Below are 18,926 nucleotides of genomic sequence, written 5' to 3'. Positions count from 1 at the left end.
CGGGTGTCTTACAGGTAGATCGCGGCGCCGGCACCCACATTGGTACAGGCGTCCTTGAGTGTCTTGACCAGGAACTTGACCTCGTCGGCGCCCAACTGCCCGTAGAAGGGCAGCGCCAGGGAACGGTCGCCGATGCGTTCGGTGTTCTTCAGGCAGCCACGCTTGCAGTTGTAGGCTTCGCCCAGGGCCTGATAGGCAAACTGCTGGTGCATGAGGGCACTGAAAGGTGCGGCTTCGATGAGATCGGCCTCCAGGTCATCCACGATCTGGGCGCGGGAGCTGGCACTGAAGCGCGCCCCAAGGTGCACCACGTAGAGCATCCAGTGCACCTCATCCACGTCAGGCCCCAGGTAAGGGGGCTTGATGCCCTCGAAGCTCTGCATCTCGTCCCGGTAAAAGGCCTCCACCTGCTTGCGGCGAGCCAGAATCTCGTCGATGCGCTCAAGCTGGGCCAGCCCCAGGGCAGCGGTGAGGTCGCTCATGCCCCCCTGCAGGGGGACACGACTGCCGATGGACACAGAAGTGCGATCGGACAGGCGATGGGCGCGCAGGTAACGCAGCTCGGTGGCCAGGTGAGGATCATCGGTCAGCACCATGCCGCCCTCGCCGCAGCACAGGGCGCCAGGCTGGGAGAAGTCGAACACCGACAGATCGCCGAAGCTGCCCACCGGTTTGCCCAGGTAGCGCGAGCCGATGGCCTCGGTGGAGTCCTCCAGCAAGGCCACACCCCGGGACTCGGCCAGTTGGCGCAGGGCTTTCCAGGCCGCCGGGTGGCCGTTGCAGTTGTTGCCGATGATGGCCTTGGTCTTGGGCCCGATGCGGTCGGCTGCGGCAGACGGCGAAATGCACCCGGACCAATAGTCGATCTCGGCAAAATTGGGGGTGGCGCCGGCAAGCAGGATGGCGTGGGCGGTCTGGTGCCAGCCGTAGCTGCAGGCCACCACCTCATCCCCCGGCCCGATACCCAAAGCACGCAGAGCCAGCCACATGCCGATGGTGCCGCTGGCGGTGGCAACGCCATAGGCACGGCCGTGATGAGCGGCGAACTCGGCCTCGAAGTCCTCGACCAGCGGCCCGGCAGAGAGGCGCGAGCTGCGCAGGGCCCGGATCACCCGCTCCAATTCACGGCCGCTGACGTCCGGGTCGGTCAGCAGGATCCAATCCTCGTCGTGATCCACGTCCGGAGGGTTGACGGGGGCATCCATGATCAGCTCCTGGCCGCCAGCACGAGACCGGCAGCAGCGGCGGGATCGGCGGTCATCGACCAGCAATGGCCGTCGCACCCCATGAGGAAGACATTGGCGGCGGCCGTCTCAAAGGCCGGGGTTTCCCCCCGCACGTCGAGGGCATCCACCACGGTGACACGCAGTCCGCTCCAGCGGGCACGGGCTTCGGCCGCGAGGGTGGCGATGTCGGGCGCCGAATTGCCCAGGCTCACCAGCGCAGCAAGGTCATCGGTGGTGAGGGCCATCATTCACCCCCGACCTTGCGTGCCTCGACCGTGATGGGCAGGCGGGTTTCGGCAGCCATTTCAGGCAGGGCCAGGATCCAGCCATTGGCCAGGGTGATGGTGCCGCCCCACAGTCCGGCGTTCTCCTGGGCCACGACGGGCTCTTCCAGGTCTTTCTTGGGCACATAGGCCGACAGGCCCTGGGGGGTGTTGCGCAGCATGACTTTCATGGTGAGGCTCCTGAAGTTGAAATAATGCGGTTCAGATACGGGTCATGCGGTAAAGGCTTCGGCCAGCAGCGGTGTCAGGGCGGCCTGCAGGGTTTCGATGACGCAGGCGATCTCGGCCGGTGTGGTCTCGGCAGACAGGGAGAAGCGCACTGCCGCGCGCGCGGCCGCCACCTCCGTGCCCATGGCCAGCAGTACCGGGGAAGGCTCGGTGCCCCCCGAACTGCACGCCGAGCCACTCGACACGCAGATGCCGGCGCGCGCCAGACGCTGCAGCACCACGTCCGCATCCAGCAGCCCGAAGGCCATGCAAGCGGTGTTCGGCAGGCGCGGCGCACCGGCACCGAACACGCGAACCCCCGGCAGGGCTTCGCCCAGACCCGCCTCGAGGGCGTCGCGCAGGGCTGCAATACGGGAAGCCTCGGCAAAGGCCGTCTCCGCATGGCGGGCGGCAACCCCAAAACCCACGATGCCCGGCACGTTTTCGGTACCGCCACGGCGCTTGCGTTCCTGGTAGCCGGGCAAAAGGGACTCAAAGGGCGCGCCCTTCTTCACCACCAGCACACCCACCCCCTTGGGGCCATGCAGCTTGTGGGCCGAAGCCGTGAGGAAGCGCGCGCCCAGGCCTGCAAAATCCACCGGGATGCGCCCCGCCGCCTGGGTGGCGTCCACATGCACCGGAACGCCTGCGGCGCTCGCCAGCCGCAGCACCTCGGCCACCGGCTGAATCACGCCGGTCTCGTTGTTGGCCGCCATCACCGACACCAGGGCCGCGCCGCCTTCAAGCAGGGCCGGCAGGGTTTCACAGCGCACGACGCCATGCGCATCCACCGGCAGCCGCAGGATCTCCACGCCCTGCCCGGCCAGCACCTTGGCCACATGCACGAGACCGGAGTGCTCCACCGCCGACAGCACCACCCGGCGCGGCGCTCCCGGCACGGCCAGTGCCGCATGCAGGGCCATGGCATTGGCCTCGGTGGCGCTGGCGGTGAACACCAGCTCGGCCGGCTGGGCACCCAGCAGCCGGGCAACCGCCGCGCGGGCCTCGGTCACCTTGCCGCGGGCCTGCTCGCCGGCCACATGCTTCGACGAGGGGTTGGCCCAGCTCTGGGTCAGGGCCTCGTGCATGGCCGCCACGACTTCAGGCAGGGGGCGGGTGGTGGCGTTGTTGTCCAGGTAGATCATGGGGGGTGCCTACGTTGGCAGCGGGGACGCCAATGCCCCCGGACTCAGGAATGACAGAGCCTTTACTGCAAGGCTTTCCGGATAAATCAGTTGCATTGGCCGGGTCTCGCCCCGGCGGGCGACCTTCTTTCTTGCGTCGCCAAGAAAGAAGGCAAAGAAGGCGACCCGCCTCACCGGTCGGCCTGCGGCCGACTGCCCTGCGCTGCTCCCAGCAGGCGGCCGGTGCGGAACTCGCCGGCTACGCCGGCTCAAACAGCCGCACCGGAAGGCCCCGCCCGCTGGTGCGCTGCTCGGCGGATCGGAACGGGCTTTCCGGATGCACCGAGCCCCTGCGGACAGATCGATTGGCACTGACCGTTGATCACCTGCCTTTCCTGTCCCCTCTGACGTGCCGACTGGAGGTGATGACGGGCGGAAAAAGGGCTTCGCATGTTTGAGCCCGAAGGGCGAGTTTGCGAAGACCCCGCCCGGCATCGCCGGAAGGAGGGAACCCCCGAAGGGGGCGCGGCAGCGGGGCACGCTTTCTTGCCTACTTCTTTGTCGTGCGACAAAGAAGTAGGTCGCCCGCCGGGGCGAGACCCGGCCAACGTGACGCATCAAACGGGAATTCTTGCCAACAGCCCGCCTTAGGGCGAATCGATCCACCCCCTTCCCAAACCAAACGCGCCTCATCGCCCCCTCCTCATGGCCAGAAAATCCGCTCGGCGTCGTCCACCACCAGCGCCAGCAGTTCGTCGATCCGCGCGGCGCTGGCCTGCCACAGCCAGCGCCCGGCCACATGGTCACGGGCATACAGGCGCCACACGTCGGGCTCGGGGTGTTCAAAGCGGGCGATGTCGATCACACCACCCTGCGGATCCACATTGCGGGAGCAACACGGACTGCTGATCTGCCAACCGTCGTCACACCAGGCCACTTCCGGTTGCACGTAGCGATAGCGGCTGCGACCTTCAAGCTGGCGCAGAATCCGCCGACGGACGAGTTCGCCGGGCCCGGTGACGCTGGCTTGGCGGATCATCGACTGGCCTCCGCGGCGGGCGACACTCAGGTCGCCGCCAGCTCCTCTTCAAGGCAGCCCACCACCCGCCCGCTGCGGCCTTCGGAGGCGCCGAACTCAACGATGTACACCGGGATGTTGGCCTCTTCGTGGTGACCGATCTGCACCACTTCGCCCGCCGTCCCGGCGGCCACGATGAGTTCGTTCTCCGGCACCTCGGGATGGCTGCCGTCGTTGAACAGATCGGTGGCGGCGGTGACCTGCTGGCCCCACTGGTATTTCGGTTCGCGCGGTTCAAGCATGGCCTTACTCCTTGATATGGGCGAGCTGCGCCACCTTGTCGCCCCCGAGGGCTTCGGCCACATGGGGCGGCAACTTGTCGAGGGACACGATTTCGCGGGCGCGCATGCCGACCTTGTGGCCGGTGGAAACAAACTCGACGGCGTAGATGTAGAACTGCTGCAGAAAGGTGCCCACCGAGGTGACGTAACCCACGTCACCCTTGTTCACCAGCACTTCACCCACATCCTTGCCGGGGTAGGTGCCGTCATTGCGCACCTTGTAGCGGCTCACCACCCGTTCGCCAAAGTCGAACTGGGGTGGGCCTTCGAGCTCGATGACGTCACTGTCGCGGGAGATGTCACCCATGGCGGGCCTCCGAATCAAGGGTGGTCAGACGGAGCCGGGCTGCCTCGCAAACCTCGGCCTCGTCATCGTGGAGAAGACGCCGGGCCAGGGACGGATCGGCACGCTGGGCCACTTCCCACCGTACCTCCCAAGCCGGGTCGTCAGCCATGTCGGCCAGCAGGCCGATCGGCAGGCGATCGACCACGACCCGCCGCACGGCGACCTCGGGGTCGTTGCGCAGGGCCAGCAGCGCAGGCACCTGCAGGCGCGAGGCCACCGCCAGACGCACCTCCTGGTCGGGATCGGTCGCCATGCGCGGCAGCAGCGGCAAGGGCAGGCGCTGGGCTACCAGCTTGCGGACGAAGTAATCCGGGTCGCCGGCCATCTCCACCAGCATGCTGGCGTCGAGACGCTGGGCAACCCGGATGCGCACCTCACGGTCGGGATCGTTGCGCAACTCCGCCAGCAGGCGCTGGGGCAAGCGCAAGGCAACGTGCAGACGCACGGTTTCATCCGGGTCATGCATCAACCCGACCAGGCGGAACACGTCGGCCGACCGCGATGCCACTGCGCGCACCTCGAAATACGGGTGCTCAAGGTAGTCGTTGGCCAGCCCCGGATTCCAGCGGAAAAAACGGTCGATGCGCTTGGCGTAGCGATCAAAGACGCAGGAGAAGGCCAACTGGCACTTGCCCTCGGTCAGCAAGCCCTGATTGACACAACTGCCGCAATCCAGGTTGCGCCCAAGCCAGTCAACACTGGGGGGCTCGTTGGGCACCCAAGTCGTTGCGGACTCCCGGGTTACCGTGTTCATGGCGCGGTCTCCACGGGTTCGTCGTAGTCCACGTCGCGCCCGGCACGGGCCAGCACGGCGCCAAGCACCCGATGACCCAGGCTGTCGGTCGGATCGAGTTGCTCAAGCAGGGCCAGCACGGCCGCGCCTTCCTCTGCTTCGCCGAGGCGCAGACTGAGGTAGGCGTAGCCTTTCAGGGCGAACAAGTAAAAGCGCGGTGCCACGGCGTGGGCGCGCAGTTCATCCAGGCGCTTGGCGCCCCACTGGAGATGGGGCTGCACCTGGCGCCATTCGGCAGGCAAGCCAAGTTGGCTGGCCGCCAGGGCAATGGCCTCAACCGCCACGGCCCGGGCTTCGGGCAGGCGATTGGCATAGAAATGAAAACGGTAGTGGGCAATCAGCGGCGCGGGGTGGGTGGGTGCCAGTGCGCGCGCACGCAGCAGCATTTCCAGCGCCCCCTCGTCGCCGATGCCGGCACGTCCGGCCTTGTCGATCAGCGCCTCGACGGCTGGCGTCAGCCCGGCCCCGAGGACGGCGTCCTCGAAGCCGGGGGTGGCACCGGGCGATCCGCTGGTCGACATGCCCGTCTCCGCCTCAGCTGCGCCGGATGGAGCCGATATCCACCTTCACCACCCCCGGCGGCGGTGCGCTGGTGCTGCTGGAAGAGCAGCCACAGGCGCCGGCGTTGGGGTTGAAGAAGGTCAGACCGCTGGCGGTAGGCGTATCGGAGAAGTCGATGGTCACGCCCTCCAGCATCAGCCGCGATTCGGCCGGCAGGAAGAGCTTGAGATCACCGACCGACAGCACCTCGTCGCCGGCCAGGGGCGCGCCCTCGACGGTGAACTCGGAGCTGTAGCCCGAGCAGCCGCCTGCACTCACGGTGAGGCGGAAACCGGCACCCTCGCCCTGCCCCGCAAAACGCACCATGCGGCGCATGAATTTCTCGGCAGCCGGATTCACAGTCACATTGGGCAGCATGATCAAGCCTTCACGATGCAGCCATCGACCGGGCACACCGCCACGCACTGGGGCGTGTCGAAGTGGCCCTCGCATTCCGTGCACTTGGCCGGGTCGATGATGAAGACGCCGCTCTTTTCGCGGATGGCGTCGTTGGGGCATTCCGGGTCGCAAGCGGAGCAACCGGAGCAGGTGGAACCGATGATTTTGTAGGCCATGATGGTCTCCTTGCGGTAGTGGGTACGAAATGGGGGGGAACAGGTCAGGCCGCCATCACGGCGCCCTGGCGGATGCGGGCATCACCGCGCTCCTGATGGACGATGGCGCCGCTGGCCACGCGAGTGCAGTAGTCGGCAAACCAGTTCAGCGCAGCCTTCTCGATGAACTCGTGGGCGTACTCCTCGACCGGCTCGATGCCGGCTGCCTTCAGTTCATCGCGGGGGCAGGCACCGATCTTGGAGACCAGCACGGCGTGGCAGTCGTTGATGGCATTGACGATGGAGGGCAGTTGCTCGTCCTCGCCGTAGCCACCCTGGCAGTACAGATCCACACGACGGTGGCCGACAAACAGGGCTTCCTTGCGGCTGACTTCGAAGATCTGGAACTCGGTGGCGTGGCCGAAGTGTTGATTCACCCGGCCCTGGCCTTCGGTGGCGACGGCCACCAGCACCTTCAAGTCTTCCTGGCCGGCGATCAGGCTGGCGTCGAGGGCATCGGCCAGGGCATCCACCTTGGCCTGGTGCTGGGCCTGGCGCTCGGCCTCGACCTTCTCCTGGTAGGCGCGACGCTTGTCGATGTCATAGACGATGTCCATCTCCTCGATCTTGTCGAGGGTGAACTCTTCACTACGGTCTTCGCCGAGCAGGCCGACCGCGTCGGCGCGGCACTGGCGGCAGTGACGCATCAGGTTGGCGCCGCCCATGCAGGCGTCCTGCACGGCCTTCAGCTCCTGGGCGGTGGGGCCACGCTGGCCGGTGAGGCCGAAGTGGGTACCGTGCTCAGCCTCACTGATCAGCGGCATGATGTTGTGCAGGAATGCGCCGCGTTTCTTGACTTCGCGGTTCACCTCAATCAGGTGCTCATCGTTGATGCCGGGGATCAGCACCGAATTGATCTTGGTGAGCACGCCGCGGGCGGTGAGCATCTCCAGGCCCTTCATCTGCTGTTCGTGCAGGATGCGGGCGGCCTCGACGCCGGTGACCCGCTTGTGGTTCCAGAAGATCCACGGGTAGATCTTGGCGCCGATCTCCGGGTCCACCATGTTGATGGTGATGGTCACGTGATCGATGTTGTGCTTGCAGATCTCGTCCACCATCTCCGGCAGGGCCAGGCCATTGGTAGAGAGACACAGCTTGATGTCCGGCGCCTTCTCGGTGAGCTGGCGCATGGTGTCGAAGGTCTTCTTCGGGTTGGCCAGGGCATCACCAGGGCCGGCAATGCCGAGCACGGTCATCTGGGGAATCTCGCTGGCCACGGCCAGCACCTTCTTCACCGCCTGGTCGGGGGTGAGCTTCTGGCTGACCACACCCGGGCGACTCTCGTTACTGCAGTCGTACTTGCGATTGCAGTAGTTGCACTGGATGTTGCAGGCCGGTGCAACCGCCACGTGCATGCGGGCAAAGTGGTGGTGGGCCTCTTCCGAGTAACAGGGGTGGTTCTTGACCTTGTCCCAGATCTCGGAAGGCATGTCGTCGGGGCCACCCGACGAACCACAGCTGGACTTGCCGGACCCGCCGGAGCTGGAACAACCTCCGGCGGATTCACTGGCGGCGGGCTCTGCCAGTGCGTTGCGATTGGCTTTCAGGTCACCAAGGCTGATGTAGGCGCTTTGCATGGGGGCGGCTCCTTGTCTCTGTTCGGGGGGACGTATAGGTCTCGTTTGAGAGTCGGATAGCCAGATCCATGCCAGGGCATATTTTCTTTTCAGATCATTGAGTTGCGGAGCTATCGGAAAAATCGGGGAATGTCGCGGTCGAGACAATCGTCGGTGTCCTGAAGGGCGCATGTCGGGCTTGCGACAAAGCGGACAGACCCTATCCGGAGGCGACAGATGCCCGTTTTCCCGCCCCTGCCAAGTGAGACTCCACGCATCCGACGTGGGCTCCGCACAACGACCGGACACGGACTGGACAGGGAGAACAAAGCGGCCGGGAGGGCGCGCCGGATATACCGAAGAGGATTTAAGGAACGGCCGGGGAGGCTGAGGTCGCCTTCACATGTCGCCCGGAGCGGCCACTCCGACCGTCAGGCTCAGACAGAGTGCTTGTGAATCGATAGACGGCGCGGCCTCTCAGAGCGAACCCATACTGCTCGCTATGATGTCTTCACACGCCCCGAAGTCTTCCGGATCACTCTTCCGGGGCGAGTTCGACCCGGTTGCGACCCTTCTCCTTGGCCCGATAGAGCGCTGAGTCGGCCCGCGCCATCAGCGCATTCGAGTCGATGGCAGGCCCTGAGGCTGCCGCCACGCCCACACTAATGGTGACCGGCGGCTCCTGGCCGGTCAGCTCGTTGAGCACCGCAAGGCGGACCTTCTCGGCCACAAGGGCCATCTGCGTGGCCGTCGTATTGGGCGCAATCACGATGAATTCTTCGCCCCCCCAACGGCACACGAGGTCAGCACCACGCACGGCCCCCTTCACGGCTCGCCCGACCTCCTGCAGCACACGATCACCGGTGAGGTGGCCATAGACGTCGTTGATGGCCTTGAAATTGTCGATGTCAAGGAAGGCCAGGCCCAGGGGAAGACCCAGGCGCTGGCACAACTCGGTCTGGGACTTGAGGAAGGTGGTGCCCTGGTAGCGATTGGCCAGACCGGTGAGCATGTCGCTGGAGGCCAGCGCCTGAAGCTGCAGTTCCATCTGCTTGCGGGTGCTGATGTCCTGAACCATGCCAACCGCCCGCAGGGGCTGGCCATCGGGGCCGTATTCGCACACCCGGCCCCGGTCGTGGACCCAGATGTAGTGACCGTTCCGATTGCGGATGCGGTACTCCGCTTCGTAGCGGGTACGGCGGCCCTGAAGATGCTCCTGGAGCACGGCCATCACCCCGGGTGCGTCCTCCGGATGGACGTTGTCGCTCCAGGTTTCGAGTACCGGCGCCATCTCGTCGGGGCCATAGCCGAGCATGCGCTTGAGCTGGGGGCTGAAGAACAGGACACCGGTGGCAACATCCCAGTCCCACAGGCCGTCAGTGGCCTCGTTGAGGGCAAACCAGAGCTGCTTCTCCCGGCGTGGGGTGCTGTCCTCCTGGGCCACCCGGCGGGTGATGTCCCGGGCAACCGACAGGAAATAACCCCTGCCATCAAGCTCGAAATGGGTGGTATTGACCTCCACGGCAAGCTCATACCCCTTCTGATGGCGGTGCCGACCGATGAAGCGGAAACAATCGGTGCTGCGTATGGCCTTGGCAATCTCGGACCACTGGGGCAGCCCATGCACATCCATCTGCAGGCTGAGCACACTGTGGTCCAGCACATCCTCGCGGCTCAAGCCGAGGCTTTCCCATGCTTTCCGATTGCCCCACACGATGCGGGAAGATTCCGGATCAATGAGATAGACCGCGTCCGCAAGCTGATCGAACAGCACTTCCGCCGCGGGTAGAAAGGCCACGGCAGAAGACGGCAGGTTTTCGGAGTTGGGCATGGGCGGAGCAGTGGCCTCGGCGATGCGGATATCGGCAATTCCGGAGTATATAAGCACTCCGGCATCCGCATGCATGCTGAATCAACTCGGCGCTGCAGCCACAGCGCCGACGCAGCCACTCACGCCAAAGCGGAATCAGAAGCGGCGCACCTCGATATCGAATTTCTGCAATGCGTAGCCCATCTGACGGGGAGTGATGTTGAGCAAGCGCGCGGCCTTTGCCTGGACCCAGCCACTGCGCTCCATGGCCCAGATGAGGCGCTCCTTCTCTCCTTCCGGCATTTCCTCGCCAAACAGGCGCTCGGGCGCAGACGTTCGATGGGGAAGCTCGGGGACAGGCACGGAGATCTCGATGGGACCGCCATGCCCATGCCCATGCCCGTGCCCATTCACAGGCGCCACCGCATCATCCTTGTCCACGTGGTGAAGGGTCTGGGTGAGACAGCGATTGGTCTGACACGGAAAGTGAAGTTCGTTGATGGTGTCACCCCGGGCCATGGTTGCGGTGCGCTCGACACAATTCTCCAGTTCGCGCACGTTGCCGGGCCAGTAACAGTTCACCAGCACATTGAGGGCTTCCTGCGTGATTCTCAGCTCACGACCGTTGTCCTTGTTGTAGCGGTCAAGGAAGTAGGCAATCAGCGGCGGGATGTCCTCTCGACGTTCCCGCAGGGGGGGCAGGAATAGGCTCACGACATTGATGCGGTAATACAGGTCGGCGCGGAACTCACCCGCCGCCACCATCTTCTCCAGATTGCGATTGGTGGCGAAAACCAATCGCACATCCACTTTGATCGACCGGTTTCCACCCACCCGCTCGAACTCCCGCTCCTGCAGCACACGCAGCAGTTTTGCCTGAAACGCGGGGGAGATATCACCGATCTCGTCGAGGAAGAGCGTGCCCTTGTCGGCCATCTCGAAGCGCCCCTTGCGCTCGCCGACCGCGCCCGTGAAGCTGCCCTTCTCGTGGCCGAAGAGTTCTGACTCAAGCAGGCTCTCGGTCAGCGCAGCGCAGTTGACCTTCACAAACGGACCATCCTTGCGCGGCGACAGGGTATGCAGCGCCCGGGCAATGACCTCCTTGCCGGTGCCACTCTCGCCGCGCAGCAGCACCGTCGAGCGGGACGGTCCGGCCTGATGGACCTCGGCGAAGACATCCTGCATGCGCTTCGAAACGCCAATCACGTTGTCGAGCCGGAACCGGCTTTTCAGCTCGTGGCGCAGACGCCGGCTCTCGCTGATCAACTGGTTGCGTTCGGCCAAGACCGTGCGCTGCAGCGCGAGGGCCTGCCCCACCAGACTGGCCGTCATGGTCATCAGGCGAATGTCATCATTGAAGCCGCCACCCGCCCGCTCGCTGACCCGGTCGATGGTGATCACCCCGACCACTTCCTTGGCGACACGGATGGGCATTGCCGCCAAAGCGATGCGCTCCCCGTCGATATGATCAAGGGCACCGGTGCGGTTGAGGAAGAAGGGTTCGGCGGCCAGATCGTGCACCACCGCAGGCATGCCATTCGAATACACCTTGCCGATAATGCCTTCGCCGGCACGGTAGTGCCCGGCATCGTACTCCTCGGGGCTCAGGCCAACCGCCGCCAGCAGATGCAGCTCTCCCTCCTCGGTGTCAACAATGATCATGCAGCGCCGGTAGCCCATGTTGTTGGCCAGCACGTTGAGCGCTTCACGACAGGTCTTGGACACATCGAGGCTGGAGGTGAGGATCTTGCTGATTTCGTAGATGGTGGCGAGTTCGGTCTGAGCCCGCATGTGCATCACCGCGTTCATGACGAGCCTCCTGAAAATACACCGGTCAGCATGCCGGCAGGTGCCGCGGGACACGGGGTCTCCACGACAGGATATGGGGACGAACAGAAGCAAGGCTCGTACCTGCAGGCCTTAGATGCTTGACTGGCGCGGAATACCGCGGAGAGCCGCGTTCCACCGCGATGCACAAAAAGTCAAGGCGACCAGAACCTTGCACTGCAGCGCTGCCACCCGGCCTGCGGTGCCCCGTCGCAGCGCACGACGCCCCGCTATGGTGCCCCCGCGCGGCTGTCGCCCGGATACGTGTGTGAAATCCGACAAAGCCTACAAAGCGGCCCGTCAGATCGCGAAACCCCGCCGGCGGAAATGCAACAATCCTTTATATTCAAACACCTGCAACACCACTCCCGGCTTGGCATCGAAGTTGCTGACGTTTCCGTAAAAGCCCCCAGCGGAGAACAAGGCCCATGACGACCCAACCGATCTATCTCGATTACGCTGCGACCACCCCGGTTGACCCCCGGGTGGCCGCCAAGATGATTCCCTACCTTACCGAACTCTTCGGCAACCCGGCGAGCCGTTCCCATGCCTATGGCTGGGTCGCCGAAGAAGCCGTGGAGCTTGCCCGCGAGCAGGTGGCCACCCTGATCGGTGCCGACCCCAAGGAGATCGTCTGGACATCGGGCGCCACCGAGTCCAACAACCTGGCGATCAAGGGCGCAGCACGCTTCTATGCCGCATCCCGCGGCAAGCACCTGATCACCCCGAAGACCGAGCACAAGTCAGTGCTCGACACCTGCCGCGAGCTGGAGCGGGAGGGTTTCACCGTGACCTACCTGGACGTGGAACCCAACGGCCTGATCGACCTGGAAAAGCTCGCCGCCGCCATCCGCCCGGACACGGTGCTGGTGTCCACCATGTATGTGAACAACGAAATCGGCGTGATCCAGGACGTGGCCGCCATCGGCGCCCTGTGCCGCGAAAAGGGCGTCATCTACCATGTGGATGCCGCCCAGGCCGCCGGCAAGGTGGAAATCGACCTGGCTAAGACCCCCATCGACCTGCTGTCCTTGTCGGCCCACAAATCCTACGGACCCAAGGGCATCGGCGCTCTGTATGTGCGCCGCAAACCTCGTGTGCGCCTGGAAGCCCTGATCCACGGTGGTGGTCACGAGCGTGGCCTGCGCTCGGGCACCTTGCCCACCCATCAGATCGTCGGCATGGGTGAAGCCTACGCCATCGCCCGAAGCAGCATGGCAGCGGAGAACGAGCGCATCCGCTGGCTGCGTGATCGCCTGTGGACGGGCCTGTCCACCATGGAGGAGGTCTATCTCAATGGTGATCTCGACGCCCGCGTGCCCCACAACCTCAACGTCAGTTTCAATTACGTGGAAGGCGAATCCCTGCTGATGGGCATCAAGCAGTTGGCGGTGTCCTCGGGTTCGGCCTGCACCTCGGCCAGCCTGGAGCCTTCCTACGTGCTGCGTGCCCTGGGCCGCAACGACGAACTGGCCCACAGCTCCATCCGCTTCTCCATCGGCCGCTTCACCACCGAGGCCGAAGTGGACACCACCATCGCCCTGGTCACCGACGCAGTGGCCAAGCTGCGCGAACTCAGCCCCCTTTGGGAGATGGTGCGCGAGGGCATCGATCTCGAAAGCATCCAGTGGGCCGCCCACTGATTCCCGCAACCTGACAGAGCCCCCCGGAGAACCATCATGGCCTATAGCGAAAAAGTCATCGAGCACTACGAGAACCCCCGTAACGTCGGCGCCTTCGGCAAGGACGACGAGGACGTGGGCACCGGCATGGTCGGCGCCCCCGCCTGCGGCGACGTGATGCGCCTGCAGATCAAGGTTTCCGCCGAAGGTGTCATCGAGGATGCCAAGTTCAAGACCTATGGCTGTGGCTCGGCCATTGCCTCCAGTTCGCTCGTCACCGAATGGGTGAAGGGCAAGACCCTGAGCCAGGCCCTGGAGATCAAGAACACCGAGATCGCAGAGGAGCTGGCCCTGCCCCCGGTCAAGATCCACTGCTCGATCCTTGCGGAAGATGCCATCAAGGCCGCCGTTGCCGACTACCGCTCGAAGCACGGCAGCACGGAAACCGAAACCCCGATCTGCACCCCTGTTGCCCCCTGAGGAGTCACGCCATGAACACCGCTGTCACCGAAATGCCCGCCCCCGTCGTCTTCACCCAGGCCGCCGCCGGCAAGGTTGCCGAGCTCATCGCCGAAGAGGGCAACACCGAACTCAAGCTGCGCGTCTATGTGAGTGGCGGTGGCTGCTCCGGCTTCCAGTACGGATTCTCCTTCGACGAGGTCGCCAACGACGATGACCTGCGCATCGAGCAGTCGGGCGTCACCCTGCTGATCGACTCCATGAGCACCCAGTACCTGATGGGCGCCGAGATCGACTACGAGGATGGTCTCGAAGGCTCACGCTTTGTCATCCGCAATCCGAACGCCACCAGCACCTGCGGCTGCGGCAGTTCCTTCTCCGTGTGAGGTCGGCATCATGAGCGTCACCGTTACCGAGAAGGCTGCCCGGCACATCCTGAAGACCCTCGACAAGCGCGGCAAGGGTGTCGGCCTGCGCCTCGCCGTCAAGACCAGTGGCTGCTCGGGCATGGCCTACGCCCTGGAATTTGCCGACGAGAGCCAGCCCGAGGATCTGATCTTTGAAAGCGCCGGTGTCAAGCTGCTGGTGGACCCGCGCAGTCTTCCCTACCTGGAGGGCACCGAACTGGACTTCGTCCGTGAAGGGCTCAACGAGGGCTTCAAGTTCAACAACCCGAATGCCAAGGCCGAATGCGGCTGCGGTGAGAGTTTCGCCGTCTGACCACGTAAAGGGAGAACCCATCATGGCGCTGCTGCAAATCGCCGAGCCGGGGCTGGCTGCAGCCCCCCACCAGCACCGCCTGGCCGTCGGGATCGATCTCGGCACCACCAACTCCCTCGTCGCCACCGTGGCCAGCGGCATGGCCAAGGCCCTGGCCGACGAATCGGGGCACATCCTGCTGCCCTCGGTTGTCCACTACGGCGAAACGGAGATGGTCGTCGGCCGCGAGGCCCGCGCCGGCCAGGCCGACGACCCCCTCAATACCATTGCCTCGGTCAAGCGCCTGATGGGCCGCGCCCTCGCCGACGCCGACGAGTCCATGCGCAGCCACTACCTGCTCAGCGACGGCCCCGGCATGGTCGGCATCGAAACCCGTGCCGGACGCAAGACACCGGTGGAAGTCTCTGCAGACATCCTGCGCACTCTGCGCGAGCGCGCCGAAGCCAGCCTCGGCGGAGAACTCACTGGCGTGGTCATCACCGTGCCGGCCTACTTCGACGACGCCCAGCGCCAGGCCACCAAGGACGCCGCCCGCCTGGCCGGCCTCAATGTCCTGCGTCTGCTCAACGAACCGACGGCCGCGGCCATTGCCTACGGCTTGGACAACGCCGCCGAGGGCATCTTCGCCGTCTATGACCTGGGCGGCGGCACCTTCGACATCTCCATCCTCAAGCTCACCCGGGGCGTGTTTGAAGTGCTCGCCACCAATGGCGACCCGGCCCTGGGCGGCGACGACTTCGATCAGTGTCTGGCCGACTGGCTGAAATCCCAGGCCAGCCTGCCCGACGACATGCCGGTGGAAGACCGGCGGCGCCTGCTGGCCCTCGCCCGCAGCGTCAAGGAAAGCCTCTCCGGCCAGGAGCAGGTGGTCGCCACCTGCAGCTTCAGCGACAACCTGTCGATCCAGGTGCCGGTCAGCCGCACGCTCTTCAGCGAACTCACCGCCGACCTGGTGGCCCGCAGCCTGCGCCCGGTGCGCAAGGCCCTGCGCGACGCCAACCTGGGCGCGGAAGACATCAAGGGCGTGGTGATGGTCGGCGGCTCCACCCGCATGCCCCATGTCCAGGCGGCCGTCGAAAAACTCTTCGGCACGGCCCCCCTGAACAATCTCGACCCCGACCAGGTCGTCGCCCTGGGCGCCGCCATGCAGGCCGATGTGCTGGCCGGCAACCGCAAGTCCGACAGCGAAGCCGACTGGCTGCTCCTCGACGTGTGCCCCCTGTCCCTGGGCCTCGAAACCATGGGCGGCCTGGTGGAAAAGATCGTACCCCGCAACAGCACCATCCCCACCGCCCGCGCCCAGGACTTCACCACCTACAAGGACGGCCAGACCGCCATGAGCGTGCACGTGGTGCAGGGGGAGCGGGAGATCGTCTCCGAATGCCGTTCCCTGGCCCGCTTCACCCTGCGCGGCATTCCGCCCATGGTGGCCGGCGCGGCGCGCATCCGCGTCACCTTCCAGATCGACGCCGACGGCCTCCTGTCGGTCACCGCCCGGGAGCAGACCAGCGGCGTCGAAGCCCACGTGGAGGTCAAACCCTCCTACGGCCTCGGCGATGGTGAAGTGGCCCGCATGCTGCTGGATGCCTACGGTACCGGCGAGATCGACGCCGCCACGCGCATGCTGCGCGAAGCGCAGGTGGAGGCCCGACGCCTCATCGATGCCACCGAGGCGGCCCTCGCAACCGATGGCGCAGCCCTCCTCGCGCCCCCCGAACGGGAAGACCTGCAAACAGCCATCTACGCGTTGGCCGAACTGCTGGAGACCGATGAAGGCGATACGCGCAAGATCCGCGCGGCCACCGACGCGCTCAACCTTGCCAGCGCCGATTTCGCCGCACGGCGCATGGATGCAAGCATCAAACGCGCCCTTGCCGGCCGTAGCCTGGAGACCCTTTGATGAGCACCGTCCGCGTCCTGCCCCATCCGCACCTGTGCCCTGACGGCGTCAACTTCGAGTCAAAACCGGGCCAGTCCCTGTGCGATGCCCTGCTGGCCCACGGCGTCCCCCTTGAGCACGCCTGCGAAAAGGTGGCCGCCTGCGCCACCTGCCACGTCTATATCCGCCAGGGCGGGGCGAGTGTTGCGCCCAGCACCGACCTGGAAGAAGACCAACTCGACTCGGCCTGGGCCCTCCAAGCCGACTCCCGCCTGGCCTGCTGCGTAAAGATCGGCGAGGGCGACCTGCTGATCGAAATCCCCAAGCACTCCCGCAACCACGCGCGGGAACATGGCTGATACCAACCGGCAGGGGCTGCGGTAGCCCCCCCCTGCCGCTGAACAAGGCTCAGAGCACCCGCTCAAGCCGCCCCAGCACCCGTTCCCGGCCCATGGTTTCCAGCACCGCGTCGATGGACGGCGTCTGGGGCTGACCGAGGATGGCAACCCGCAGGGGAATGGCCACCTGGGGCATTTTCAGGCCGTGGGCGGTGCAGGTTTCCTTGATGGCGGCGTTGAGCGCCGCCTTTTCCCAGACCGTACCGGCGAGCTTGCCACGCAGAGTGGTCAGGGCCTCCCGGGCCGGCTCCGTGAGGTGCTGGGCTATCAGCTCGGGCGCCGGGTGGAGGTCGATGTAAAAGGGCTCGGCCGCATCGGCCAGGGCATTGAGCGTGCTTGACCGGTCCTTGTACAGGGCGATGATCGCCTCCAGTGCCGGACCGGCTTCCGGGTTCACGCCGCGGCGGGCGAGACGGCGGCTCACATCGGCGGCCAGGCGGCCATCGTCGGCCTGCTTGATGTAATGGGCGTTGAGCCAGTTGAGCTTCTCGGTATTGAACTGGGCCGCCGACGGGGTGATGTGGTCCAGGTCGAACCATTCCACCAGCTGCTCGCGGGTGAAGATCTCGTCGTCCCCGTGGCTCCAGCCGAGGCGGGCCAGGTAGTTGATGACGGCTTCCGGCAGGTAGCCATCGTCGTCATACTGGGTCACGCTCACCGCACCGTGGCGCTTGGACAGCTTCTGGCCGTCATCCCCCAGGATCATGGACAGGTGGGCGTATTGCGGCACCACGGCACCCAGGGCCTTCAGGATGTTGATCTGGCGCGGCGTATTGTTCACATGGTCGTCACCGCGGATCACCTGGGTGATGCCCATGTCCCAATCGTCCACCACCACACAGAAGTTGTAGGTGGGAGTACCATCTGCTCGCGCAATAATTAGATCGTCTAACTCAGAATTAGAGAACTGGATCGTCCCTTTTACCTTGTCATCCCAGGCTACGACACCGTCCTTGGGTTGCTTGAAACGGACAACCGGCGTGACATTGGGTGGCGGTGGGAGTTCCTTGCCTAGCTCCGGACGCCAGCGTCTGTCATAACGTGGCTTTTCTTTTCTCGACTCTTGTTCTGTTCGCAAAACATCAAGCTCTTCTCGGGTGGTGTAACAATAGTAAGCAGTTCCCGCCGCTAGCATCTGCTGAATGACCTCTTTGTAGCGTTCAATCCGCTGCATCTGATAGAAAGGCCCCTCGTCGTGAGCCAAGTCAAGCCATTGCATAGCATCAATGATGGCCTTTGCCGCCTCAGGTGTGGAGCGGCCGACATCTGTATCCTCGATACGCAATATAAATTTTCCTCCGTGGTGACGTGCGTATGCCCAAGAGAAGAGAGCAGTCCTTGCACCTCCAATATGAAGAAAACCTGTCGGACTTGGAGCAAAACGAGTGCGAACCTGTTTCATTGATTTCCCAACAAATAATTTAAGAAAGTCTGCGTAGAACAAGCATACACATGCCAATATATGAATATTGCATAATTGACCGCATTTAGGCGTATTTTTGATGAAATTGAGAAAACACTTGTTTTACCGTTAAAAACTTCCAGAGAAACAATAGAATTATTGTTTTACAAATACCAGATACAGTTATGCGGCTACACTCTGTAACTGTACTTACCCCTAACCCAATACAATTCAATCCACCGTTAACGAAGCATGCTGCAGTAGTGGACATCAAAAGACATCTCTCCCCAGAGGAGCAACCAGCAATTGACGCTTGCCAGATAGTCGAGCGGCTGGCTTCAGGCATCGGCGGCAGATAGCCGGGATTTCCTTTATCCGTTTCAGGCCAATGAACTCGTCGCTGTAACCCAGCAGCAGGCCTTGCTGTGATAAGCACCGTTTATCCCCGGAATCTGTGGATAAGCTTGTGGATGGGCGCTAAGGACGAGTCTTAACAGACTGAAGAGATAACGATTTCGATGAGCCGCTTAATTTTTGGGCACTTGGCTCATGTATATATTCTTGAGCTCCGTCACGACCAATTTGTGTGTTGGCGCTATTGGCCTACCCAAAGCGATGATTTTTTAGCAACATAGTGGGGATTCTTGGCTTATCGATTTGTGTACCACACTGGAACTATCTGCAAAAATCCACGCCATTGATTTAATTAGCCATTTTCATGACACCCACTGAACTGGTCATCGCACTGGCCGAACGTTTC

21 protein-coding genes are annotated in these 18,926 nt (G+C 64.0%); 6 read left to right on the top strand and 15 right to left on the bottom strand.

The window, feature by feature from the left end; genetic code table 11:
- Positions 1-8 precede the first annotated feature (8 nt).
- The 14 genes from J0L98_RS04435 to nifA form a co-directional block, all read right to left on the bottom strand.
- Entirely contained in the window at positions 9-1,205 is a 1,197-nt protein-coding gene (locus tag J0L98_RS04435; RefSeq protein ID WP_296401862.1) for a DegT/DnrJ/EryC1/StrS family aminotransferase, read from the bottom strand.
- A 2-nt stretch (positions 1,206-1,207) separates the two neighbouring features.
- Entirely contained in the window at positions 1,208-1,474 is a 267-nt protein-coding gene (locus J0L98_RS04430; RefSeq protein WP_296410319.1) for a hypothetical protein, read from the bottom strand.
- Positions 1,471-1,680: a putative nitrogen fixation protein NifT gene (nifT, locus tag J0L98_RS04425; RefSeq protein WP_296401860.1), complete on the bottom strand. Its 210-nt coding sequence runs from the start codon at positions 1,678-1,680 to the stop codon at positions 1,471-1,473. Before nifT ends, J0L98_RS04430 begins: the two co-directional genes overlap by 4 nt.
- Before the next feature lie 42 nt (positions 1,681-1,722).
- Positions 1,723-2,862, bottom strand: coding sequence for a cysteine desulfurase family protein (locus tag J0L98_RS04420; RefSeq protein ID WP_296410318.1), 1,140 nt, complete (start codon positions 2,860-2,862; stop codon positions 1,723-1,725).
- 682 nt (positions 2,863-3,544) lie between these two features.
- Positions 3,545-3,880: a hypothetical protein gene (locus J0L98_RS04415; RefSeq protein ID WP_296410317.1), complete on the bottom strand. Its 336-nt coding sequence runs from the start codon at positions 3,878-3,880 to the stop codon at positions 3,545-3,547.
- Positions 3,881-3,906: 26 nt separating this feature from the next.
- Complete coding sequence (locus J0L98_RS04410) at positions 3,907-4,161, bottom strand: nitrogen fixation protein NifZ (protein ID WP_296410316.1); 255 nt, start codon at positions 4,159-4,161, stop codon at positions 3,907-3,909.
- A 4-nt stretch (positions 4,162-4,165) separates the two neighbouring features.
- Positions 4,166-4,507: a nitrogen fixation protein NifZ gene (locus J0L98_RS04405; RefSeq protein ID WP_296401856.1), complete on the bottom strand. Its 342-nt coding sequence runs from the start codon at positions 4,505-4,507 to the stop codon at positions 4,166-4,168.
- A complete protein-coding gene (locus tag J0L98_RS04400; RefSeq protein WP_296410315.1) occupies positions 4,500-5,300 on the bottom strand; it encodes a 4Fe4S-binding leucine-rich repeat protein in 801 nt (266 codons plus the stop codon). Before J0L98_RS04400 ends, J0L98_RS04405 begins: the two co-directional genes overlap by 8 nt.
- On the bottom strand, positions 5,297-5,860 hold the full coding sequence (locus J0L98_RS04395; protein ID WP_296410314.1) for a hypothetical protein: 564 nt from the start codon (positions 5,858-5,860) through the stop codon (positions 5,297-5,299). Before J0L98_RS04395 ends, J0L98_RS04400 begins: the two co-directional genes overlap by 4 nt.
- 13 nt (positions 5,861-5,873) lie before the next feature.
- Positions 5,874-6,257 (bottom strand): iron-sulfur cluster assembly accessory protein, encoded by a 384-nt coding sequence (locus J0L98_RS04390; RefSeq protein WP_296401853.1) that lies wholly within the window; start codon positions 6,255-6,257, stop codon positions 5,874-5,876.
- Positions 6,258-6,259: 2 nt separating this feature from the next.
- The gene (locus J0L98_RS04385) at positions 6,260-6,454 is read right to left on the bottom strand and encodes a 4Fe-4S dicluster domain-containing protein (RefSeq protein ID WP_296401852.1); all 195 of its coding nucleotides are present in this window, start codon (positions 6,452-6,454) and stop codon (positions 6,260-6,262) included.
- A 44-nt stretch (positions 6,455-6,498) separates the two neighbouring features.
- Entirely contained in the window at positions 6,499-8,070 is a 1,572-nt protein-coding gene (gene nifB / locus J0L98_RS04380) for a nitrogenase cofactor biosynthesis protein NifB (RefSeq protein WP_296410312.1), read from the bottom strand.
- Positions 8,071-8,584: 514 nt separating this feature from the next.
- Complete coding sequence (locus tag J0L98_RS04375; protein WP_296410311.1) at positions 8,585-9,937, bottom strand: diguanylate cyclase; 1,353 nt, start codon at positions 9,935-9,937, stop codon at positions 8,585-8,587.
- Between the two features lie 78 nt (positions 9,938-10,015).
- The gene (gene nifA / locus J0L98_RS04370) at positions 10,016-11,668 is read right to left on the bottom strand and encodes a nif-specific transcriptional activator NifA (protein ID WP_296410310.1); all 1,653 of its coding nucleotides are present in this window, start codon (positions 11,666-11,668) and stop codon (positions 10,016-10,018) included.
- Positions 11,669-12,114: 446 nt separating this feature from the next.
- On the opposite strand from nifA, the gene J0L98_RS04365 reads away from it, so the two are divergent.
- From J0L98_RS04365 to fdx, 6 genes are read left to right on the top strand one after another with little or no spacing between them, the layout of a single operon-like run.
- The gene (locus J0L98_RS04365) at positions 12,115-13,329 is read left to right on the top strand and encodes an IscS subfamily cysteine desulfurase (protein WP_296410309.1); all 1,215 of its coding nucleotides are present in this window, start codon (positions 12,115-12,117) and stop codon (positions 13,327-13,329) included.
- A 36-nt stretch (positions 13,330-13,365) separates the two neighbouring features.
- Positions 13,366-13,788: a Fe-S cluster assembly scaffold IscU gene (iscU, locus tag J0L98_RS04360; RefSeq protein WP_296401847.1), complete on the top strand. Its 423-nt coding sequence runs from the start codon at positions 13,366-13,368 to the stop codon at positions 13,786-13,788.
- A gap of 11 nt (positions 13,789-13,799) precedes the next feature.
- A complete protein-coding gene (gene erpA, locus J0L98_RS04355) occupies positions 13,800-14,153 on the top strand; it encodes an iron-sulfur cluster insertion protein ErpA (protein ID WP_296401846.1) in 354 nt (117 codons plus the stop codon).
- A gap of 10 nt (positions 14,154-14,163) precedes the next feature.
- Positions 14,164-14,487 (top strand): iron-sulfur cluster assembly protein IscA, encoded by a 324-nt coding sequence (iscA, locus tag J0L98_RS04350; RefSeq protein ID WP_296410308.1) that lies wholly within the window; start codon positions 14,164-14,166, stop codon positions 14,485-14,487.
- A gap of 22 nt (positions 14,488-14,509) precedes the next feature.
- Positions 14,510-16,387, top strand: coding sequence for a Fe-S protein assembly chaperone HscA (hscA, locus tag J0L98_RS04345; RefSeq protein ID WP_296410307.1), 1,878 nt, complete (start codon positions 14,510-14,512; stop codon positions 16,385-16,387).
- Positions 16,387-16,725, top strand: a complete 339-nt coding sequence (gene fdx, locus J0L98_RS04340; protein ID WP_296401843.1) for an ISC system 2Fe-2S type ferredoxin — start codon at positions 16,387-16,389, stop codon at positions 16,723-16,725. The genes hscA and fdx overlap by 1 nt, the downstream gene beginning before the upstream one ends.
- A 49-nt stretch (positions 16,726-16,774) precedes the next feature.
- On the opposite strand, the gene gltX is transcribed toward fdx, so the two are convergent.
- Positions 16,775-18,166, bottom strand: coding sequence for a glutamate--tRNA ligase (gene gltX / locus J0L98_RS04335; RefSeq protein ID WP_296410395.1), 1,392 nt, complete (start codon positions 18,164-18,166; stop codon positions 16,775-16,777).
- Positions 18,167-18,926: the final 760 nt, after the last annotated feature.

The sequence above is a fragment of the Zoogloea sp. genome (assembly GCF_017302315.1).
Classification (GTDB): Bacteria; Pseudomonadota; Gammaproteobacteria; order Burkholderiales; family Rhodocyclaceae; genus Zoogloea.
This window is presented reverse-complemented; position numbering and strand designations above follow the sequence as displayed.